The sequence below is a fragment of the Streptomyces sp. S4.7 genome, from assembly GCF_010384365.1.
GTDB lineage: Bacteria > Actinomycetota > Actinomycetes > Streptomycetales > Streptomycetaceae > Streptomyces.
Genome location: NZ_CP048397.1, coordinates 583,588 through 599,610, shown reverse-complemented (window position 1 = coordinate 599,610; position 16,023 = coordinate 583,588). Strand labels below are relative to the sequence as shown.

Here is a 16,023-nt window from a genome sequence, read left to right as displayed (position 1 = left end):
ACGACCATGAGCGCAAGCAACGGGACGGGCGCGCTGGACGGCGCCGTCGTGGCGGTCGCCGGAGCGGGCGGACCCGCCGGGCGCGCCACCCTGGTGCGCCTGGCCGGAGCGGGCGCGACCGTCGTCGGCGCCGACGCGGACGCGGAGAGCCTCGCGGAGGCCGTCGACGCCGCCCGCCGCGCGCACAGCGGCGCCACCGTCACCGGCGAGACCGTCGACCTCCTCGATCCGGCTGCCACCCGCGCGTGGGCGGCCAGGACCGAGCAGGACCACGGAAGGGGCCGGGGCGGGGTCGATGGGCTGGTCCACCTCGTCGGCGGCTGGCGCGGCGGCAAGACCTTCGCCGACACCGACCTCGCCGACTGGGACCTGCTGGAGAAGCTGCTGATCCGCACCGTCCAGCACACCTCGCTCGCCTTCCACGACGGGCTGCTGCGCAGCGACCGCGGTCGCTACGTACTGGTCAGCGCCGCCGGCGCGAGCAAACCCACGGCGGGCAACGCCGCCTACGCGGCGGCCAAGGCGGCCGCCGAGGCGTGGACGCTGGCGCTGGGGGACGACTTCCGCAAGGCCGGGGGCGACGAAGGACCGCGCGCGGCGGCTGCGATCCTGGTCATCAAGGCACTGGTGCACGACGCGATGCGCGCCGAGCGCCCCAATGCGAAGTTCGCGGGCTTCACGGACGCCGGAGAGCTGGCCGACGCCATCGCCGGGGTCTGGGACCGGCCCGCCGGTGAAGTGAACGGAAACCGCCTGTGGCTGACCCCCGAGTCATGAGGGCCCGTACGACGGCCGCGCGTGCGCACCACGACCCCGCAACGCGCGGCTTCGCCAGCGACAACTACGCCGGCGCCCACCCCGAGGTGCTGGCCGCGCTCGCCGTCGCCAACGGCGGCCACCAGATCGCGTACGGCGAGGACGAGTACACCGACCATCTCCAGCGCGTCATGCACGGCCACTTCGGCCCCACCGCCAAGGCGTTCCCCGTCTTCAACGGCACCGGGGCGAACGTCGTGGCGCTCCAGGCCATGACCGACCGCTGGGGTGCGGTCATCTGCGCCGAGTCCGCGCACATCAACGTGGACGAGGGCGGTGCGCCCGAGCGGGTCGGCGGGCTCAAACTGCTGACCGTGCCCACCCCGGACGGCAAACTCACCCCGGAGCTGGTCGACCGGCAGGCGTGGGGCTTCGACGACGAGCACCGCGCCATGCCGCAGGTCGTGTCGATCACCCAGAACACCGAACTGGGCACCGTCTACACGCCGGACGAGATCCGCGCGCTGTGCGAGCACGCCCACGGGCGGGGCATGAAGGTCCACCTCGACGGGGCGCGGATATCCAACGCCGCCGCCTTCCTCGACGTACCGATGCGCACCTTCACCAACACCGTCGGTGTGGACGTGCTGAGTTACGGCGGCACGAAGAACGGCGCGATCTTCGGCGAGGCCGTCGTCGTCATCGACCCGGACGCGGTGCGCGCGATGAAGCGGCTGCGCAAGCTGTCGATGCAGCTCAGCTCCAAGATGCGGTTCGTCTCCGTGCAGTTGGAGGCGCTGCTGGCGGGCGATCTGTGGCTGCGCAACGCCCGGCACAGCAACGCCATGGCGCAGCGGCTCGCCGACGGGGTGCGCACGGTCGACGGGGTGGAGATCCTGCACCCCGTCCAGGCCAACGCCGTCTTCGCCCGGCTGCCCCACGACGTGGGCGTACGCCTGCAGAGCCGATTCCGTTTCTACTTCTGGGACGAGGCGGCCGGCGACGTGCGCTGGATGTGCGCCTTCGACACCACCGAGGACGACGTCGACGCCTTCGTCCAGGCCCTCAAGGAAGAGATGGCCAGGTAACCGCGGACCGGGGACCTCGGGCTGGGCGGTGCATTACAGTGGACCTCATGGTGTGCCGTGGTGCACCGCTTCCGTATGTCCCGAGGCAAGGCTGACGATGACCCTGACTCTCACCGTGTCGGACGAGGTGCACACCCTCGTCCCCGGCTTCACCCCGCTCGCCGTCGAGGCCCACGGCCTGGTGAACGGCCCCAGCAACGAGGCGAGTTCGGCGCTGCTGGACGACGCCGCGCGCCGGCTCGCCGAGCGCCTCGACGGGCGCGCCCCGCACGAGGACCCGCACATGGTCGCCTGGCGCGCGGCGTACACGGCCTTCGGCAGCAAGCCGTCCCGTACCCGCAACTCCGCCGAGGCGCTGGCCAAGCGGGCGCTCGCCGACGGCGGTCTGCCCCGGATCAATCTCCTCGTCGACCTCTACAACGCCATCAGCGTGGCCCATCTGATCCCCGTCGGTGGTGAGGACATCGACAGCGTCGTGGGCGCGATGCGGCTCGTACGGGCCACCGGCGACGAACCGTTCCACACCGCCGCGGGCGGCGAGCCCGCCGTCGAACACCCGGACGCGGGCGAGGTGGTGTGGCGCGACGACGAGGGCGTCACCTGCCGGCGCTGGAACTGGCGCCAGGGTGTGCGTACCCGGCTCACCGAGGAGTCGGTGAACGCGGTCTTCCTGCTGGAGAGCCTGGCCCCCATGACCCGCGCGGAACTCGACGCCGCGGGCACCGAACTCGCCGAGTCGCTGGAGAAGTTGAGCCCCGGGGCCCGGATCACCGTCCACCCCGCGGGCTGACGCCCCACCCGGCGACCGCCCCAGCAGTGACGTTTCGGTGCGGTCGCCGCACGGGCTCGGTCACTTGGCCTCGCGGACCTCGGCGGGTGTCGGAGCCGTACCGCCGAGGTGCGCCGGTACCCACCAGGTGTCGCTCGCGTCCCTGGGCCGTACCGGATAGGCGCGCTGGGCGGCTTCGAGCAGCTCCTGCACCCGCTCGCGCAGCCGCCGGGTGATCGCCCCCGCGTACTGGTCGGTGGGGGCGTCCAGCGGCTCGCCGACCCGCATCGTCACGGGGATGTGGCTGCGCCGGAAGTTGCGCGGGCGTCCCTTGGTCCAGATCCGCTGGGTGCCCCACAGCGCCATCGGGATCAGCGGCACACCGGCCTCCTGCGCCAGGCGCGCGGCGCCCGACTTGAAGGACTTGAGCGTGAACGACTGGGAGATGGTCGCCTCGGGGAACACACCGACGATCTCGCCGGAGCGCAGCGAGTCGAGCGCGTGCGCGTAGGCGCTCTCGCCCTGTTTCCGGTCCACCGGGATGTGTTTCATGCCACGCATCAGCGGCCCCGAGACCTTGTGGCGGAAGACGGAGTCCTTCGCCATGAAGCGCACGAGGCGCTTCTGGGGGAGCGCGGTGAGTCCGGTGAAGATGAAGTCCAGATAGCTGATGTGGTTGCTGACGAGCACGGCACCGCCGGTACGCGGGATGTTCTCGGAGCCCTGAGTCTCGATCTTGAGGTCCAGCGCCCTGAACATCGTGCGGGCGGCGCCGACGACCGGCCGGTAGACGAGCTCTGCCATCTGGAGGAGACCCTTCTGTTCCCGGGGAGGGTTCTCCCGACGGAAGTTACGCAGCCGTAGGTTTTCGGCATTGGGCAGATCGTGCCCCAAACGAGGGCCTGTGGCCAGTCCTGCCGACGGCGCGGAGCGAGATTCTCATCACGTCATTCCCGGGTGATCGGGGCGTCAGCCGCAGCTCAACGCGGGGCGCGGGCCGTACGGCGCAGCGGCAGGTACATCTCGCAGCCGAGGCAGTAGGCGAAGGCGGCGTTGAGGAAGGCGGCGGCCAACGCGCAGGCCGTGGCGGCCAGGGCCAGCCAGGGCGGACCCCGGAGATGGCCCACCAACCCGGCCACGGCGAAGACGAGTCCGACGGCCTGCGCGAAGCGCGGCGGCTGCGGGGACTCGAACTCCGTGGGCGGTCCGAGCCTCGGCCGTACGGCGGTGCGGAACAGCCATCCGTACGGCGAGCGCCCCACACCGGCCAGCGCGCCCACCGCGTAGCACAGGGCCTGCCAGCCGAGAAGCGCACCGCTCCCGGTGACGGGAACCACGGCCAGGACGAGGGTGGTGAGGGCCGCGCCGAAGCGAGGGCCCCTGACATCAATGTTCATGACACCGGCATCACTCGGGGCCGCCCGGCCGGGACCGCGGAATATTTTGCGGTCGTGTGAACGCTTCACCTGGGATGACGACGACGGGACTGATGGTGTGCGGGGCGGTGCTCGCGGCGGCGAGCCTGTTCGGCATGCTGCACCGCCGTACGAACGGGAGGCTCAAAGTGCGCGGGCGTGACGGCGAAAGGCGGCTCGGCGCCGCCGAGTTGGGCGCGGAGTTGGGGGAGCGCGCCACGCTCGTCCAGTTCTCCAGCGCGTTCTGCCAGCCCTGCCGAGCGACCAGGCGCACGCTCGCCGAGGTGACCGGCATGGTCGACGGCGTCGCCCATGTGGAGCTCGACGCCGAGGGCCGGCTGGAGCTGGTACGTGAGTTGGGCATCCTCAGGACACCGACCGTGCTCGTCCTCGACGCGGCAGGCCGGATCGTCCGCCGGGCCGCGGGGGCGCCGCGCAGGGCCGATGTGATCGCCGCGCTGGGCGTGGCCGTGCCGGACACGACGCCCGGCGACTGAGAGTTCCCGGCCGGCGGTCCGGCGGGCGTTGGGAAGGTCACAGTTCAAAGCGTTTGCACAGCGGGCATCAGATGGATGTACTGGCGAGTAATATTATGGTCGGTGCGCCGGTCGACCTGACCGGAAAACCTCCCATCAGGCGCCTATGCTGCGAGCAACAAGGCAGCCCAGAAATGACGATGCAGTAGGAGAGCCGGCGTGAGCTTGAGGATCGTTGTCTGTGTGAAGTACGTGCCCGACGCCACGGGCGACCGGCATTTCGCCGATGACCTGACGCTGGACCGTGACGATGTGGACGGTCTGCTGTCCGAGCTGGACGAGTACGCGGTCGAGCAGGCGCTCCAGATCGCCGGGGACCACACCGGTGACGACGCGGAGGTCACCGTCCTGACGGTGGGCCCCGAGGACGCCAAGGACGCGCTGCGCAAGGCGCTGTCGATGGGCGCGGACAAGGCGGTCCACGTCGAGGACGACGATCTGCACGGCACGGACGCCCTCGGCACCTCGCTGGTCCTCGCGAAGGCGATCGAGAAGACCGGCTACGACCTGGTGATCTGCGGAATGGCCTCCACCGACGGCACGATGGGCGTACTGCCCGCGATGCTCTCGGAGCGCCTGGGCGTACCGCAGGTAACGCTGCTGTCCGAGGTGTCGGTCGACGGCGGCACGGTCAAGGGCCGCCGCGACGGCGACGCGGCGACGGTCCGGCTCGAAGCGTCCCTGCCGGCCGTCGTGTCGGTGACGGACCAGTCGGGCGAGGCCCGCTACCCCTCGTTCAAGGGGATCATGGCGGCGAAGAAGAAGCCGGTGGAGTCGCTGGACCTGGAGGACCTGGACATCGAGGCCGGGGACGTCGGCCTCGAAGGCGCGTGGACGGCGGTCGACTCGGCCACGGAGCGCCCTGCCCGTACGGCGGGCACGATCGTCAACGACGAGGGCAAGGGCGGCGACGAGCTGGCCGAGTTCCTCGTGAGCCAGAAGTTCATCTGACGAAACGCGGTACCCGGGCCACGCCCGGTGCCGCCGCAGCAGGTCCCGGAACCCTCACGTACACGCATGCGCAGGAGAACAGAACCCATGGCTGAAGTCCTCGTCTATGTCGATCATGTGGACGGTGCCGTCCGCAAGCCCACCCTGGAGCTGCTGACGCTGGCCCGTCGTCTCGGTGACCCTGTCGCCGTCGCGCTCGGCGCGGGCGCCGCGGACACCGCCGCCAAGCTGGCGGAGCACGGAGCGGTGAAGGTGCTGACCGCCGACGCCCCCGAGTTCGCCGACTACCTCGTCGTCCCGAAGGTCGACGCGCTCCAGGCCGCGTACGAGAGCGTGTCCCCGGCCGCCGTGCTCGTCCCCTCCTCCGCCGAGGGCAAGGAGATCGCCGCCCGCCTCGCCGTGCGCATCGGCTCGGGCCTGATCACCGACGCGATCGATCTCCAGGCCGGTGACGGGGGTCCGGTGGCGACACAGTCCGTGTTCGCCGCCGCGTACACCACCAACTCCCGTGTCACCAAGGGCACCCCGGTCATCACGGTGAAGCCCAACGCGGCCCCCGTCGAGCCGGCCGCGGCCGCGGGCACCGTCGAGACGCTGTCCGTCACCTTCGGCGAAGCGGCCACCGGCACCAAGGTCGTCGGCCGCACCCCGCGCGAGTCCACGGGGCGCCCGGAGCTGACCGAGGCCGCGATCGTCGTCTCGGGCGGCCGCGGCGTCAACGGCGCCGAGAACTTCGCGATCATCGAGGCGCTCGCCGACTCCCTCGGCGCGGCCGTGGGCGCCTCGCGCGCCGCCGTCGACGCCGGCTGGTACCCGCACTCCAACCAGGTCGGCCAGACCGGCAAGTCGGTCTCCCCGCAGCTGTACATCGCCTCCGGCATCTCGGGCGCGATCCAGCACCGTGCGGGCATGCAGACGTCGAAGACGATCGTCGCGATCAACAAGGACGCCGAGGCGCCCATCTTCGACCTCGTCGACTACGGCGTCGTCGGCGACCTCTTCCAGGTCGTCCCCCAGCTCACCGAGGCCATCAAGGCGCGCAAGGGCTGAACCGGCACATCCCGGGGGCCGCGCGGTGGATCGTCACCGCGCGGCCCCCGCGTGCTGCGCACTCGCTTCCCCGCCCGCTCCGGGCGACCATTGACGCAGCCCGGATCGGGCGATTAACTTCACCATGCGGATGATTCATTTCGTATAGCGGAAATCGAGCGCGGCAGACGGAGGCGTGGGAATGGGTCAGGGCCAGCAGGAGAAGGTGGCGACGAGCCTCGCGGACGCGGTCGGGGCGAGCATCGGCGCCGCACTCGCACCGGTCGACGCCGAACTCGCCCGCCGCTACCCGGGAGACCCCGGCACCCGCCAGCCCGTCCACACCGTCTACGTCCCCGCCGACGTCTTCGACACGGGCACCGTCCGCTCCTGGGGGGACCGGGCCCTCGCCGCGCTCGACGAACACGCCCCCGACGCGGCCTCGCTGGCCCGCGCCCTCGGCATCTCCGACGAACTGGCGGCGCCGGTGTACGAGCGGGTGCGGGCCAAGCTGGAGCGCGAGCCCGTCGAAGACCTGCGGATCGACTTCGAGGACGGCTACGGCCCGCGCTCCGACGAGGAGGAGGACACCGCCGCCGCCCGCGCCGCGCGCCTCGTCCACGCGGCGTACGGCGACGGCACCGCCGCTCCCTACACGGGCATCCGGATGAAGTGCCTGGAGGCCCCCGTACGGGACCGGGCCATCCGCACCCTCGACATCTTCCTCAGCGGGCTGATGGAGGCCGGCGGGCTCCCCGAGGGGCTCGTCCTCACGCTGCCCAAGGTCACCTACCCCGAACAGGTCACCGCGATGGTGCGGCTGGCGGAGGAGTTCGAGAAGGCGCGGGGGCTGAAGCACGGCCGGATCGGCTTCGAGATCCAGATCGAGACCAGCCAGTCCATCCTCGCCGCCGACGGCACCGCCACCGTGGCCCGCATGATCGTCGCGGCGGACGGCCGCGCCACCGGACTGCACTACGGCACCTTCGACTACAGCGCCTGCGTCGGCGTCAGCGCCGCCTACCAGTCGAGCGACCACCCGGCCGCCGACCACGCCAAGGCCGTCATGCAGGTCGCCGCCGCCGGCACCGGCGTACGGGTCTGCGACGGCTCGACCAACGTGCTGCCCGTCGGCCCCACCAGCCAGGTCCACGAGGCCTGGCGGCTCCACTACGGGCTCACCCGCCGCGCCCTGGCACGCGCCTACTACCAGGGCTGGGACATGCACCCCGGCCATCTGCCCACGCGCTACGCGGCCGTCTACGCCTTCTACCGCGAGGGTCTGGAGCCGGCCGCCGCGCGACTCGCGGCGTACGTGGCGAGGGCCGGCGGCGACGTGATGGACGAGCCCGCCACCGCGAAGGCGCTCAGCGGCTATCTGCTGCGCGGACTGGACTGCGGAGCCCTGGACGGCGACGAGGTCACCCGGCTGACCGGGCTCACCCGCGCCGAACTGGGGAGCTACGCCGCCCCACGCCGCGCGGACCTCACGGTCTCGGCGCCCTGAGGCTTGTCCCCCAGGTCCGGCCCGGCCCGCCGGCGGACGGCGCCGCTTTCCGTACACGCCCCAGGGAATGTCCGGCGACCACGACCGACCGCCGTCGGGGCTAGCTCCTGTCTTCAAACTGGCGTCTGGCTCACCACGCCTGGCACGCACGCCCGCTGTGTTGTCGGACTCGCCCAAGTACGCCCAGTACGAGAGCGATCCTCCGTCTTGCGATCGCACGCACCGGACGCCGTGAGCCCCGCCCTGCGAGCGGACGACGCCAGTTCGAAGACAGGAACCTACGCCCTGTCCGACGGCGGCGGCAGTTCGCCCGAGCCGCGTGCGATCAGCCTGGTGGGCACCACCACCTGGCCGGGTGCCTCGGCAGCCCCGTCCAGTCTGCGGAACAGCCGCTCCGCCGCCGTACGCCCCAGGGTGGCCGCGTCCTGCGCGATGACCGTGACCCCGGGGTCCAGCAGGTCGGCCAGTTCGATGTCGTCGAAGCCGACCAGGGCGACGGGCCGCTCGCGCGCGGCCAGCGCCCGTACGACCGTCACCGTCACGCGGTTGTTGCCGGTGAGGATCGCCGTGACCGGCTCCGGGGCCTTGAGCATCGAGACGACGGCCTCGTGGACCCGATCGGGAACGGTCGTGCCCAGCGACACCCAGGACTCCTCCACCGGCAGACCGGCCTCGGCCATCGCCGCGCGGTAACCGCCCAGCCGCTCGACCGCCGTGTGGATCCGGGGCTGGTCGCCGATGAAACCGATCCGCCGGTGGCCGTGGGCGACCAGATGGGCGGTGCCCGAACGCGCGCCGCCGAAGCTGTCGGAGAGCACCGCGTCCGCCTCGATCCGGCCGGCGGGACGGTCCACGAAGACCGTCGCGACCCCGGCCTTGATCTCCGGCTCCAGGTAGCGGTGGTCATGACCCGCGGGAATGATGATCAGCCCGTCCACACGACGCGCGCACAGCGCGAGCACCAACTCCTGCTCGCGGTCCGGGTCCTCGGCGCTCGACCCGTTGATCAGCAGCGCGCCGTGGGCGCGCGCGACCTCTTCGATCGCACGGTTCAGCGGGCCGTAGAACGGGTCGGCGAGGTCTTCGAGCACCAGCCCGATGCTGGCGGTACGGCCCTTGCGCAGCACCCGCGCCGAGTCGTTGCGGCGGAAGCCCAGCGCGTCGATGGCCTCCTGGACGCGGCGCTCGGTGTCGGGGGTCACGCCCGGCTCCGCGTTGACCACGCGGGACACCGTCTTGAGGCCCACACCGGCACGGGCTGCCACGTCCTTCATGGTGGGCCGATTACCGTAGCGGGGCTCGGGGTGACGGGCGGTGTCGGCCACGGTGCGCTGTCCTGTCGTCGTTCGGTTGCGGTACAAGGCTTGTGGCGTTGAGCATAGGCCCTGGACAACGTTGTCAAGTGAATGGAGACTGTTCCGTGAACCCGCAGGTCCCACGCGCGTCCACACCATCCCCGCCCGCGGGGAACACTCGTCCACTGGAGATCCGACACTGATGCGTAACGACCTCGTAGCCGCTCTCGACATCGGCGGTACCAAAATCGCCGGGGCGTTGGTGGACGGTGAGGGGAGAATCCTCGTACAGGCCCGTCGGCCGACCCCGGCGACCGAGGACGGCGAGTCGGTGATGCGCGCGGTCACGGAGGTGCTGGCGGAGGTCGGCGCCTCGCCGCTGTGGACGCGCGCGGCGGCCCTCGGCATCGGCAGCGCGGGTCCCGTCGACGCGGCGGCCGGCACCGTCAGCCCGGTGAACGTTCCCGGGTGGCGCGCCTTCCCGCTGGTGGAGCGGGTCCGGCGGGCCACCGGAGGCCTGCCGGTGACGCTCGTCGGCGACGGGGTCGCCATGACGGCTGCCGAACACTGGCAGGGCGCGGCCCGCGGTTACGACAACGCCCTGTGCATGGTGGTCTCCACCGGCGTCGGCGGCGGTCTGGTGCTCGGCGGCAAGCTCCACCCCGGACCCTCGGGCAACTCAGGCCATATCGGCCACATCAGCGTCGACCTCGACGGTGACCTCTGCCCGTGCGGCGGGCGCGGCTGTGTCGAGCGCATCGCGAGCGGCCCCAACATCGCCCGGCGCGCCCTGGAAGGCGGCTGGCTGCCCGGACCGGACGGTGACAACTCGGCGGCGGCGGTCGCGGCGGCGGCCCGTACCGGCGACGCGGTCGCCATCGCCTCGTTCGAGCGCGCCGCGCAGGCGCTGGCCGCGGGGATCGCCGCGACGGCGACGCTCGTGGAGATCGGCATCGCGGTCGTCGGCGGGGGAGTGGCGAACGCGGGCGACGTGCTCTTCGTGCCGCTGCGCAGGGCGTTGCGCGAGTACGCGACGCTGTCGTTCGTCCGGAACCTCACCGTGGCACCGGCGTTGACCGGGACGAACGCGGGTCTGGTGGGCGCCGCGGCGGCCGCCGCGCTGGGCCGTGGGCCCTCCGCGCAGAGAGAGGCGAGCACGGCGATGAGCGCTCCGACGACGTTGTGACGGCCCGTCACCAGGTTGACGGAGAAGGAGATGTGACGGCTCGTCAAATCACTTCCAGCGCATCTTACTTCGCCCGTCCGGCATCGCGCGCGTCAGCGGTGGGGACGTTCAACTCTGGTGATATGGGGCCCGGTGGAGCCGAAAGGGCCGCGGAGCCGGGACTTCTCCAGGGGCGGATCATCTGGACTGCTGCGGCACCACCACGACGAGAAAGACGTCCGACTCCAGATCCATCACCACCTCGGCGGGAGTGCCCTCGTCCCGCCGCGCCCTCGCGAACTCCTCGGCGGGCCGGCTTCCCCGCGGGTCCCCGGCCGGGAATGTCTCCAGTACGACGCGGTGCATCGCATACCCCCTTGTCACATCCGTCTCCAACGACCTTCTGTCCGTATGTGTTACGGCTCCGGCTGAAAACGCGTCCTGAACCGGGACGCTCCGCCGCCTCCGTATGAGGTGGCGATCAGGCCACGGGCCGGCAACGACGAGGTGTCGACGGGGCAGCCGGAATCGGCCACGTGTTTCCACTGCCGGGTGTTGCGGGCAATCCACATGGGGCTACGGAAGAGGGGGAACCGTGATCGTCTGGATCAACGGTGCGTTCGGAGCGGGCAAGACCAGTACGGCGCGCGAGCTGATCGACATGATCCCGAACAGCACCCTGTACGACCCCGGAGTGATCGGTGCCGGGCTGCGGGAGCTGCTCCCGCAGAAGAGACTCGCCGAGGTGAGCGACTATCAGGACCTGCCCATCTGGCGCCGGCTGGTCGTGGACACGGCCGCCGCGCTGCTCGACGACGCGGGCGGGGTGCTCGTCGTCCCGATGACACTGCTCCGGCAGGAGTACCGGGACGAGATCTTCGGCGGTCTGGCGTCCCGTCGCATTCCCGTGCGGCATGTGCTGCTGGCGCCGGACGAAACGATTTTGCGCAGGCGAATAGCGGGCCGGGCGAGCGGCACCGAGGCCGCCGACGACCCGGCGAGGACCGAACGCGGCCGGCAGTGGGCGTACGAGCACATCGAGCCGTACGCCGCCGCGCTCGGCTGGCTCACGGCCGACGCGCTGGTCGTCGACACCGGAGGACTCACACCGGCGCAGAGCGCGGCGGTCGTCGCCGACGCCGTCAGCGCGGGCTCGGCGGGACTCTGCGAGATCGTGCAGACACCCGAGCCGACGGCCGAGACCGTCGCGGCGGGGGTGCTCCTCTTCGACGAGCGGGACCGGGTGCTGCTCGTCGATCCCACCTACAAGCCGGGCTGGGAGTTCCCCGGCGGTGTGGTCGAGCGTGGCGAGGCGCCCGCCCGTGCCGGGATGCGCGAGGTCACCGAGGAGATCGGGATCGAACTCGACCGGGTCCCCAGACTGCTGGTGGTCGACTGGGAGCCGCCGAGACCGCCCGGCTTCGGCGGACTGCGGCTGATCTTCGACGGCGGCCGGCTGCCGGACCACGACGTCGAGCGGCTGCTGCTGCCGGGGTCGGAGCTGCGCGGCTGGCGATTCGTCACCGAGGACGAGGCGGTGTCACTGCTGCCGCCCGCCCGCTACGAGCGGCTGCGCTGGGCCCTACGCGCCCGGGAGCGGCGGACCGTACTCAATCTGGAGGCCGGTGTCCCGGTCGGCTGACACGCGCAGCACGGACGCCGCGTCCGTGGTGGCGTCGGTGACGAGCGGATCGCCGTGGCCGAAACAGACGGTCGACGGACCGAGGGCGGCCAACCGGATCATGGACCGCTTGGCGCTCTCGCGGTTGACGTTGAACACGCCCAGCATCACCCGGCGTTCGGCGGCGGCCACGGCGTCACCGGTGAACAGCACGCCGTGGTAAGGCAGATGGACGGCGATGGACCCGTACGTGTGTCCCGGTACGTGCACCACCCGGGCGCCGTCGCCGAAGGGCAGCTCGTCGCCGTCCTCCAGCTCGCGGTCCACCCGCGTGGGCGGCGCGGGCGGCACGGTCAGCCCGCGCTCGTACAGGGGGATCTCCCAGTCGAGGAGCAGCGGGTCGGGCACGGGCCACTCGCCGCGGATGACGGGCGCCTCCAGCCGGTGCGCCATGATCTCGGCGCCGTACCGCCCCGCCAGCTCCTGCGCCGCGCCCACATGGTCGCGGTGGCAGTGGGTGAGGACGATGCGGCGCAGGTTCCCGGGGGTGAGACCAAGATCGCGGATGGCGTATTCGATGTCCGGACCCGCGTAGACGTGACCGGAGTCGACGAGAGTCAGCTCGTTCTCGTCCTGCCACAAGTACGCCTGACCGATGGGGAAACGGAGCATATGCAGCCGTGGACTGATCGCAACGAGATCCATGTGTCGAATGTATGCATTGGGGAAGGGACGTGTGCGGCACTTCGCTCACGGCGATTTCCGCTGTCCGCAGAACGACCGGATGGCCCCCGGGTGAACCGTTTCGCGGATGCCCACGTCAGGGCCCCGACGGTCCGCCGGGCAGGGGTCTAACCCCGCTTCGACCGCGCGTAGTTGACCAGGAAGTGCGCCTCGGCCACCGACAGGCGCTCCAACTCCCCCGGCGACACGCTCTCGTTGACCGCGTGGATCTGCGCCTCCGGCTCGCTCAGGCCGATCAGCAGTATCTCCGCGGCCGGGTACAGCGCCGCCAGCGTGTTGCAGAGCGGGATGGAGCCGCCCATCCCGGCGGTCTGCATCTCCTCGCCCGGATAGGCGACGCGCATCGCCTCGGCCATCGAGGTGTACGCGGGGCTGGAGGTGTCCGCGCGGAACGGCTGGCCCTGCCCGACCTGTTCGACCGCCACCCGCGCGCCCCAGGGCGTGTGCGCCCGAAGGTGCGCGGTGAGCAGCTTCGTCGCCTCGACGGCGTCCTGCCCCGGTGGCACCCGCAGACTGATCTGCGCGCGGGCGCTCGCCTGCACCGACGGCGTCGCGCCGACCACCGGCGGGCAGTCGATGCCGATGACGGTGACCGCGGGCCTGGCCCAGACCCGGTCGGCGACCGTGCCCCGGCCGATCAGCCCCACACCGTCCAGCACCTTGGCGTCCTTGCGGAAGTCGGCCTCGGGGTAGTCGAGTCCGTCCCAGTCGGCGTCGGCCGCCAGACCGTCCACGGTCGTCGAGCCGTCCTGCGCCCGCAGCGAGGCGAGCAGCTGGATGAGCGCGGCGAGGGCGTCCGGCGCGGCGCCGCCGAACTGCCCCGAATGCAGGTTGCCTTCGAGGGTGTCGACCTGGACGCGCAGCATCGTCATGCCGCGCAGCGTCGCCGTGACCGTCGGCAGCCCGACCCGGAAGTTGCCGGTGTCACCGATGACGATCGTGTCGGCGGCCAGCAACCGAGGGTGCTCCTCGGCGTACCGCTCCAGACCGCCCGTGCCCTGCTCCTCCGAGCCCTCCACGATCATCTTGACGGCGACGGGCACGCCGCCGGCGGCCTTGAGGGCGCGCAGCGCGAGCAGATGCATCACGAAGCCGCCCTTGCAGTCGGCCGCCCCGCGTCCGTACCAGCGGCCGTCGCGCTCCGTCAGCTCGAACGGCGGCGTGACCCACGCGCTCTCCTCGAGCGGCGGCTGGACGTCGTAGTGCGCGTACAGCAGCACGGTCGGGGCCCCTTCGGGACCGGGCAGGAAGCCGTACACGGACTGGCTGCCGTCCGGGGTGTCCAGCGCCGCGACGTCCTCGAAGCCCTCGGCGCGCAGCGCGTCCGCCACCCACGCCGCGGCGGCCTCGCACTCCTCGCGGGGGAACTGCGCGGGATCCGCCACCGACCGGAAGGCCACCAGTTCCGCGAGTTCCGCCCGTGCGCGCGGCATCAGCGAAGTGACGGTTTCGGCGATCGGACTGACGGGCATGGGCACGCTCCAGGCGGGTACGACGTTGTGTGTTTGTGTGTGCGTCGAAGGACAGGGCTCGATCCTCCCACAACGGACCGGGCCCGCAGGCGCCGTAGGATGCCGTGCGACAGCAAGGGCCACCGGTCGGATCAGGAGCAGAAGCACATCGTGAGCAGCGAGAACGCAGACGCCGGAAGTGAACCTGCAAGCGGGCCCGGGACTGGTCCCGAGGCCGGTCACGAGGGTGAGCACGACCGGTCGGTGTGGGATGTCGTCGTGGTCGGCGCGGGTCCGGCGGGAGCGTCCGCGGCCTACGCGGCGGCTGTCGCGGGCCGTCGGGTGCTGCTGCTGGAGAAGGCGGAGTTGCCCCGGTACAAGACCTGCGGCGGTGGCATCATCGGCCCCTCGCGCGACGCCCTGCCGCCCGGCTTCGAACTGCCCCTGCGCGACCGGGTGCACGCGGTCACGTTCTCGATGAACGGCCGGCTGGCGCGGACCCGCCGCTCCCGGCGCATGCTCTTCGGGCTCATCAACAGGCCCGAGTTCGACGCGAGTCTGGTGGAGCACGCCCAGAAGGCGGGCGCCGTGCTCCGTACGGGCGCCTCGGTCTCACGGGTCCAGCAGCACGGCCCGGCCGTGCCCGACCGCCGTACGGTCGCCGTGGTCCTCGCCGACGGCGAGACGATCCTGGCGCGCGCGGTCGTCGGCGCCGACGGCAGTGCGGGCCGGATAGGCGCTCATGTCGGGGTGAAGCTCGACCAGGTCGACCTCGGCCTGGAGCTGGAGATCCCGGTGCCCCCGACGGTCGCCGAGGACTGGGCCGGACGGGTGCTCATCGACTGGGGCCCGCTGCCGGGGAGTTACGGCTGGGTGTTCCCCAAGGGCGACACCCTCACGGTCGGTGTCATCTCCGCGCGCGGTGACGGCGCCGCGACGAAGCGCTATCTGGAGGACTTCGTCGCCAAGCAGGGGCTCGCCGGGTTCGAGCCCGCGGTCTCGTCGGGCCATCTGACGCGCTGCCGCAGCGACGACTCGCCCCTCTCGCGCGGCCGGGTGCTGGTGTGCGGCGACGCGGCGGGCCTGCTGGAGCCGTGGACCAGGGAAGGGATCTCCTTCGCGCTGCGCTCGGGCCGGCTGGCGGGGGAGTGGGCGGTACGGATCGCGGAGGCGCACGACGCGGTGGACGCCCGCCGCCAGGCGCTGAACTACGCCTTCGCGATCAAGGCGGGTCTCGGGGTGGAGATGAGCGTCGGCCGGCGGATGCTCTCCGTCTTCGAGCGCAGGCCCGGTCTGCTGCACGCGTTGATCACCGGTTTCCGCCCGGCCTGGAAGGCGTTCGCGGACATCACGCGCGGCGTGACGTCCCTGGGCGGTCTCGTACGGACCCATCCGCTGGCGCGGCGTGCGCTGGACGTGCTCGACCGCCAGCAGGCGGGCGCCGCGCGGAGCACGGAGAAGGGCGGTCGGGAGCCGGCGCGGGAGGACGAGGAGCGGGACAAGGACCGGAAGGACGGCGCGGTCACCCCGTAGCAGCGAGTTCTTCCGGGGGCCGCCGCCGGGAGCTGCGCCGGAGCCTGGCGGTTGCCCCGGCGATCTCCTGTCCGTACCCGCCACGCCGTACTACGCCGGGAGTACCCGCGGTCACCACGCCCGGCGGACGCCCGGCGTCCGCCGGCCGGTCTAGCGTGACGGT

At 71.8% G+C, this 16,023-nt stretch carries 16 protein-coding genes; 10 read left to right on the top strand and 6 right to left on the bottom strand.

The genetic code is table 11. From position 1 onward, the window contains the following. Positions 1-6 precede the first annotated feature (6 nt). The 3 genes from SSPS47_RS02540 (at position 7) to SSPS47_RS02530 (ending at position 2,634) form a co-directional block, all read left to right on the top strand. Positions 7-777, top strand: a complete 771-nt coding sequence (locus SSPS47_RS02540; RefSeq protein ID WP_164254354.1) for an SDR family NAD(P)-dependent oxidoreductase — start codon at positions 7-9, stop codon at positions 775-777. Then, on the top strand, positions 774-1,844 hold the full coding sequence (locus SSPS47_RS02535; protein WP_164254355.1) for a low specificity L-threonine aldolase: 1,071 nt from the start codon (positions 774-776) through the stop codon (positions 1,842-1,844). Before SSPS47_RS02540 ends, SSPS47_RS02535 begins: the two co-directional genes overlap by 4 nt. A 97-nt stretch (positions 1,845-1,941) precedes the next feature. Continuing rightward, complete coding sequence (locus tag SSPS47_RS02530; RefSeq protein ID WP_164248374.1) at positions 1,942-2,634, top strand: phenylalanine--tRNA ligase beta subunit-related protein; 693 nt, start codon at positions 1,942-1,944, stop codon at positions 2,632-2,634. A 60-nt stretch (positions 2,635-2,694) separates the two neighbouring features. On the opposite strand, the gene SSPS47_RS02525 is transcribed toward SSPS47_RS02530, so the two are convergent. Together SSPS47_RS02525 and SSPS47_RS02520 are read right to left on the bottom strand one after the other, a co-directional pair. Next, positions 2,695-3,417, bottom strand: coding sequence for a lysophospholipid acyltransferase family protein (locus SSPS47_RS02525; protein ID WP_164248372.1), 723 nt, complete (start codon positions 3,415-3,417; stop codon positions 2,695-2,697). A gap of 176 nt (positions 3,418-3,593) precedes the next feature. Then, complete coding sequence (locus tag SSPS47_RS02520) at positions 3,594-4,010, bottom strand: DUF4395 domain-containing protein (RefSeq protein ID WP_164248370.1); 417 nt, start codon at positions 4,008-4,010, stop codon at positions 3,594-3,596. 92 nt (positions 4,011-4,102) lie between these two features. Between SSPS47_RS02520 and SSPS47_RS02515 the strand changes: the two genes are divergently transcribed. From SSPS47_RS02515 to SSPS47_RS02500, 4 genes are all read left to right on the top strand, one after another. After that, entirely contained in the window at positions 4,103-4,525 is a 423-nt protein-coding gene (locus SSPS47_RS02515) for a thioredoxin family protein (RefSeq protein WP_164254353.1), read from the top strand. A 198-nt stretch (positions 4,526-4,723) separates the two neighbouring features. Then, entirely contained in the window at positions 4,724-5,515 is a 792-nt protein-coding gene (locus tag SSPS47_RS02510) for an electron transfer flavoprotein subunit beta/FixA family protein (protein ID WP_164248368.1), read from the top strand. Between the two features lie 87 nt (positions 5,516-5,602). Then, complete coding sequence (locus SSPS47_RS02505) at positions 5,603-6,565, top strand: electron transfer flavoprotein subunit alpha/FixB family protein (protein ID WP_147875742.1); 963 nt, start codon at positions 5,603-5,605, stop codon at positions 6,563-6,565. Between the two features lie 181 nt (positions 6,566-6,746). Beyond that, the gene (locus tag SSPS47_RS02500) at positions 6,747-8,051 is read left to right on the top strand and encodes an aldolase/citrate lyase family protein (protein ID WP_164248366.1); all 1,305 of its coding nucleotides are present in this window, start codon (positions 6,747-6,749) and stop codon (positions 8,049-8,051) included. Between the two features lie 278 nt (positions 8,052-8,329). Here SSPS47_RS02500 and SSPS47_RS02495 read toward each other — a convergent pair whose 3' ends face one another. Next, on the bottom strand, positions 8,330-9,376 hold the full coding sequence (locus SSPS47_RS02495; RefSeq protein WP_164248364.1) for a LacI family DNA-binding transcriptional regulator: 1,047 nt from the start codon (positions 9,374-9,376) through the stop codon (positions 8,330-8,332). A gap of 172 nt (positions 9,377-9,548) precedes the next feature. On the opposite strand from SSPS47_RS02495, the gene SSPS47_RS02490 reads away from it, so the two are divergent. Next, on the top strand, positions 9,549-10,532 hold the full coding sequence (locus SSPS47_RS02490) for an ROK family protein (protein WP_164248362.1): 984 nt from the start codon (positions 9,549-9,551) through the stop codon (positions 10,530-10,532). A 177-nt stretch (positions 10,533-10,709) separates the two neighbouring features. Here the strand turns inward: SSPS47_RS02490 and SSPS47_RS34685 are convergent, their stop codons facing one another. Then, a complete protein-coding gene (locus SSPS47_RS34685; protein ID WP_187280177.1) occupies positions 10,710-10,877 on the bottom strand; it encodes a hypothetical protein in 168 nt (55 codons plus the stop codon). Between the two features lie 229 nt (positions 10,878-11,106). On the opposite strand from SSPS47_RS34685, the gene SSPS47_RS02485 reads away from it, so the two are divergent. Next, positions 11,107-12,153: an NUDIX hydrolase gene (locus SSPS47_RS02485; protein ID WP_147875724.1), complete on the top strand. Its 1,047-nt coding sequence runs from the start codon at positions 11,107-11,109 to the stop codon at positions 12,151-12,153. Here SSPS47_RS02485 and SSPS47_RS02480 read toward each other — a convergent pair. Both SSPS47_RS02480 and SSPS47_RS02475 read right to left on the bottom strand, forming a co-directional pair. Continuing rightward, on the bottom strand, positions 12,094-12,837 hold the full coding sequence (locus tag SSPS47_RS02480) for an MBL fold metallo-hydrolase (protein ID WP_147875723.1): 744 nt from the start codon (positions 12,835-12,837) through the stop codon (positions 12,094-12,096). The two genes, SSPS47_RS02485 and SSPS47_RS02480, sit on opposite strands and share 60 nt — an antisense overlap. 146 nt (positions 12,838-12,983) lie before the next feature. Then, positions 12,984-14,348 (bottom strand): dipeptidase, encoded by a 1,365-nt coding sequence (locus SSPS47_RS02475; RefSeq protein ID WP_164248361.1) that lies wholly within the window; start codon positions 14,346-14,348, stop codon positions 12,984-12,986. A gap of 99 nt (positions 14,349-14,447) precedes the next feature. On the opposite strand from SSPS47_RS02475, the gene SSPS47_RS02470 reads away from it, so the two are divergent. Further along, positions 14,448-15,860 carry a geranylgeranyl reductase family protein gene (locus SSPS47_RS02470; RefSeq protein ID WP_239064743.1) on the top strand — a complete coding sequence of 471 codons (1,413 nt, stop codon included), beginning with the start codon at positions 14,448-14,450 and terminating at the stop codon, positions 15,858-15,860. Positions 15,861-16,023: the final 163 nt, after the last annotated feature.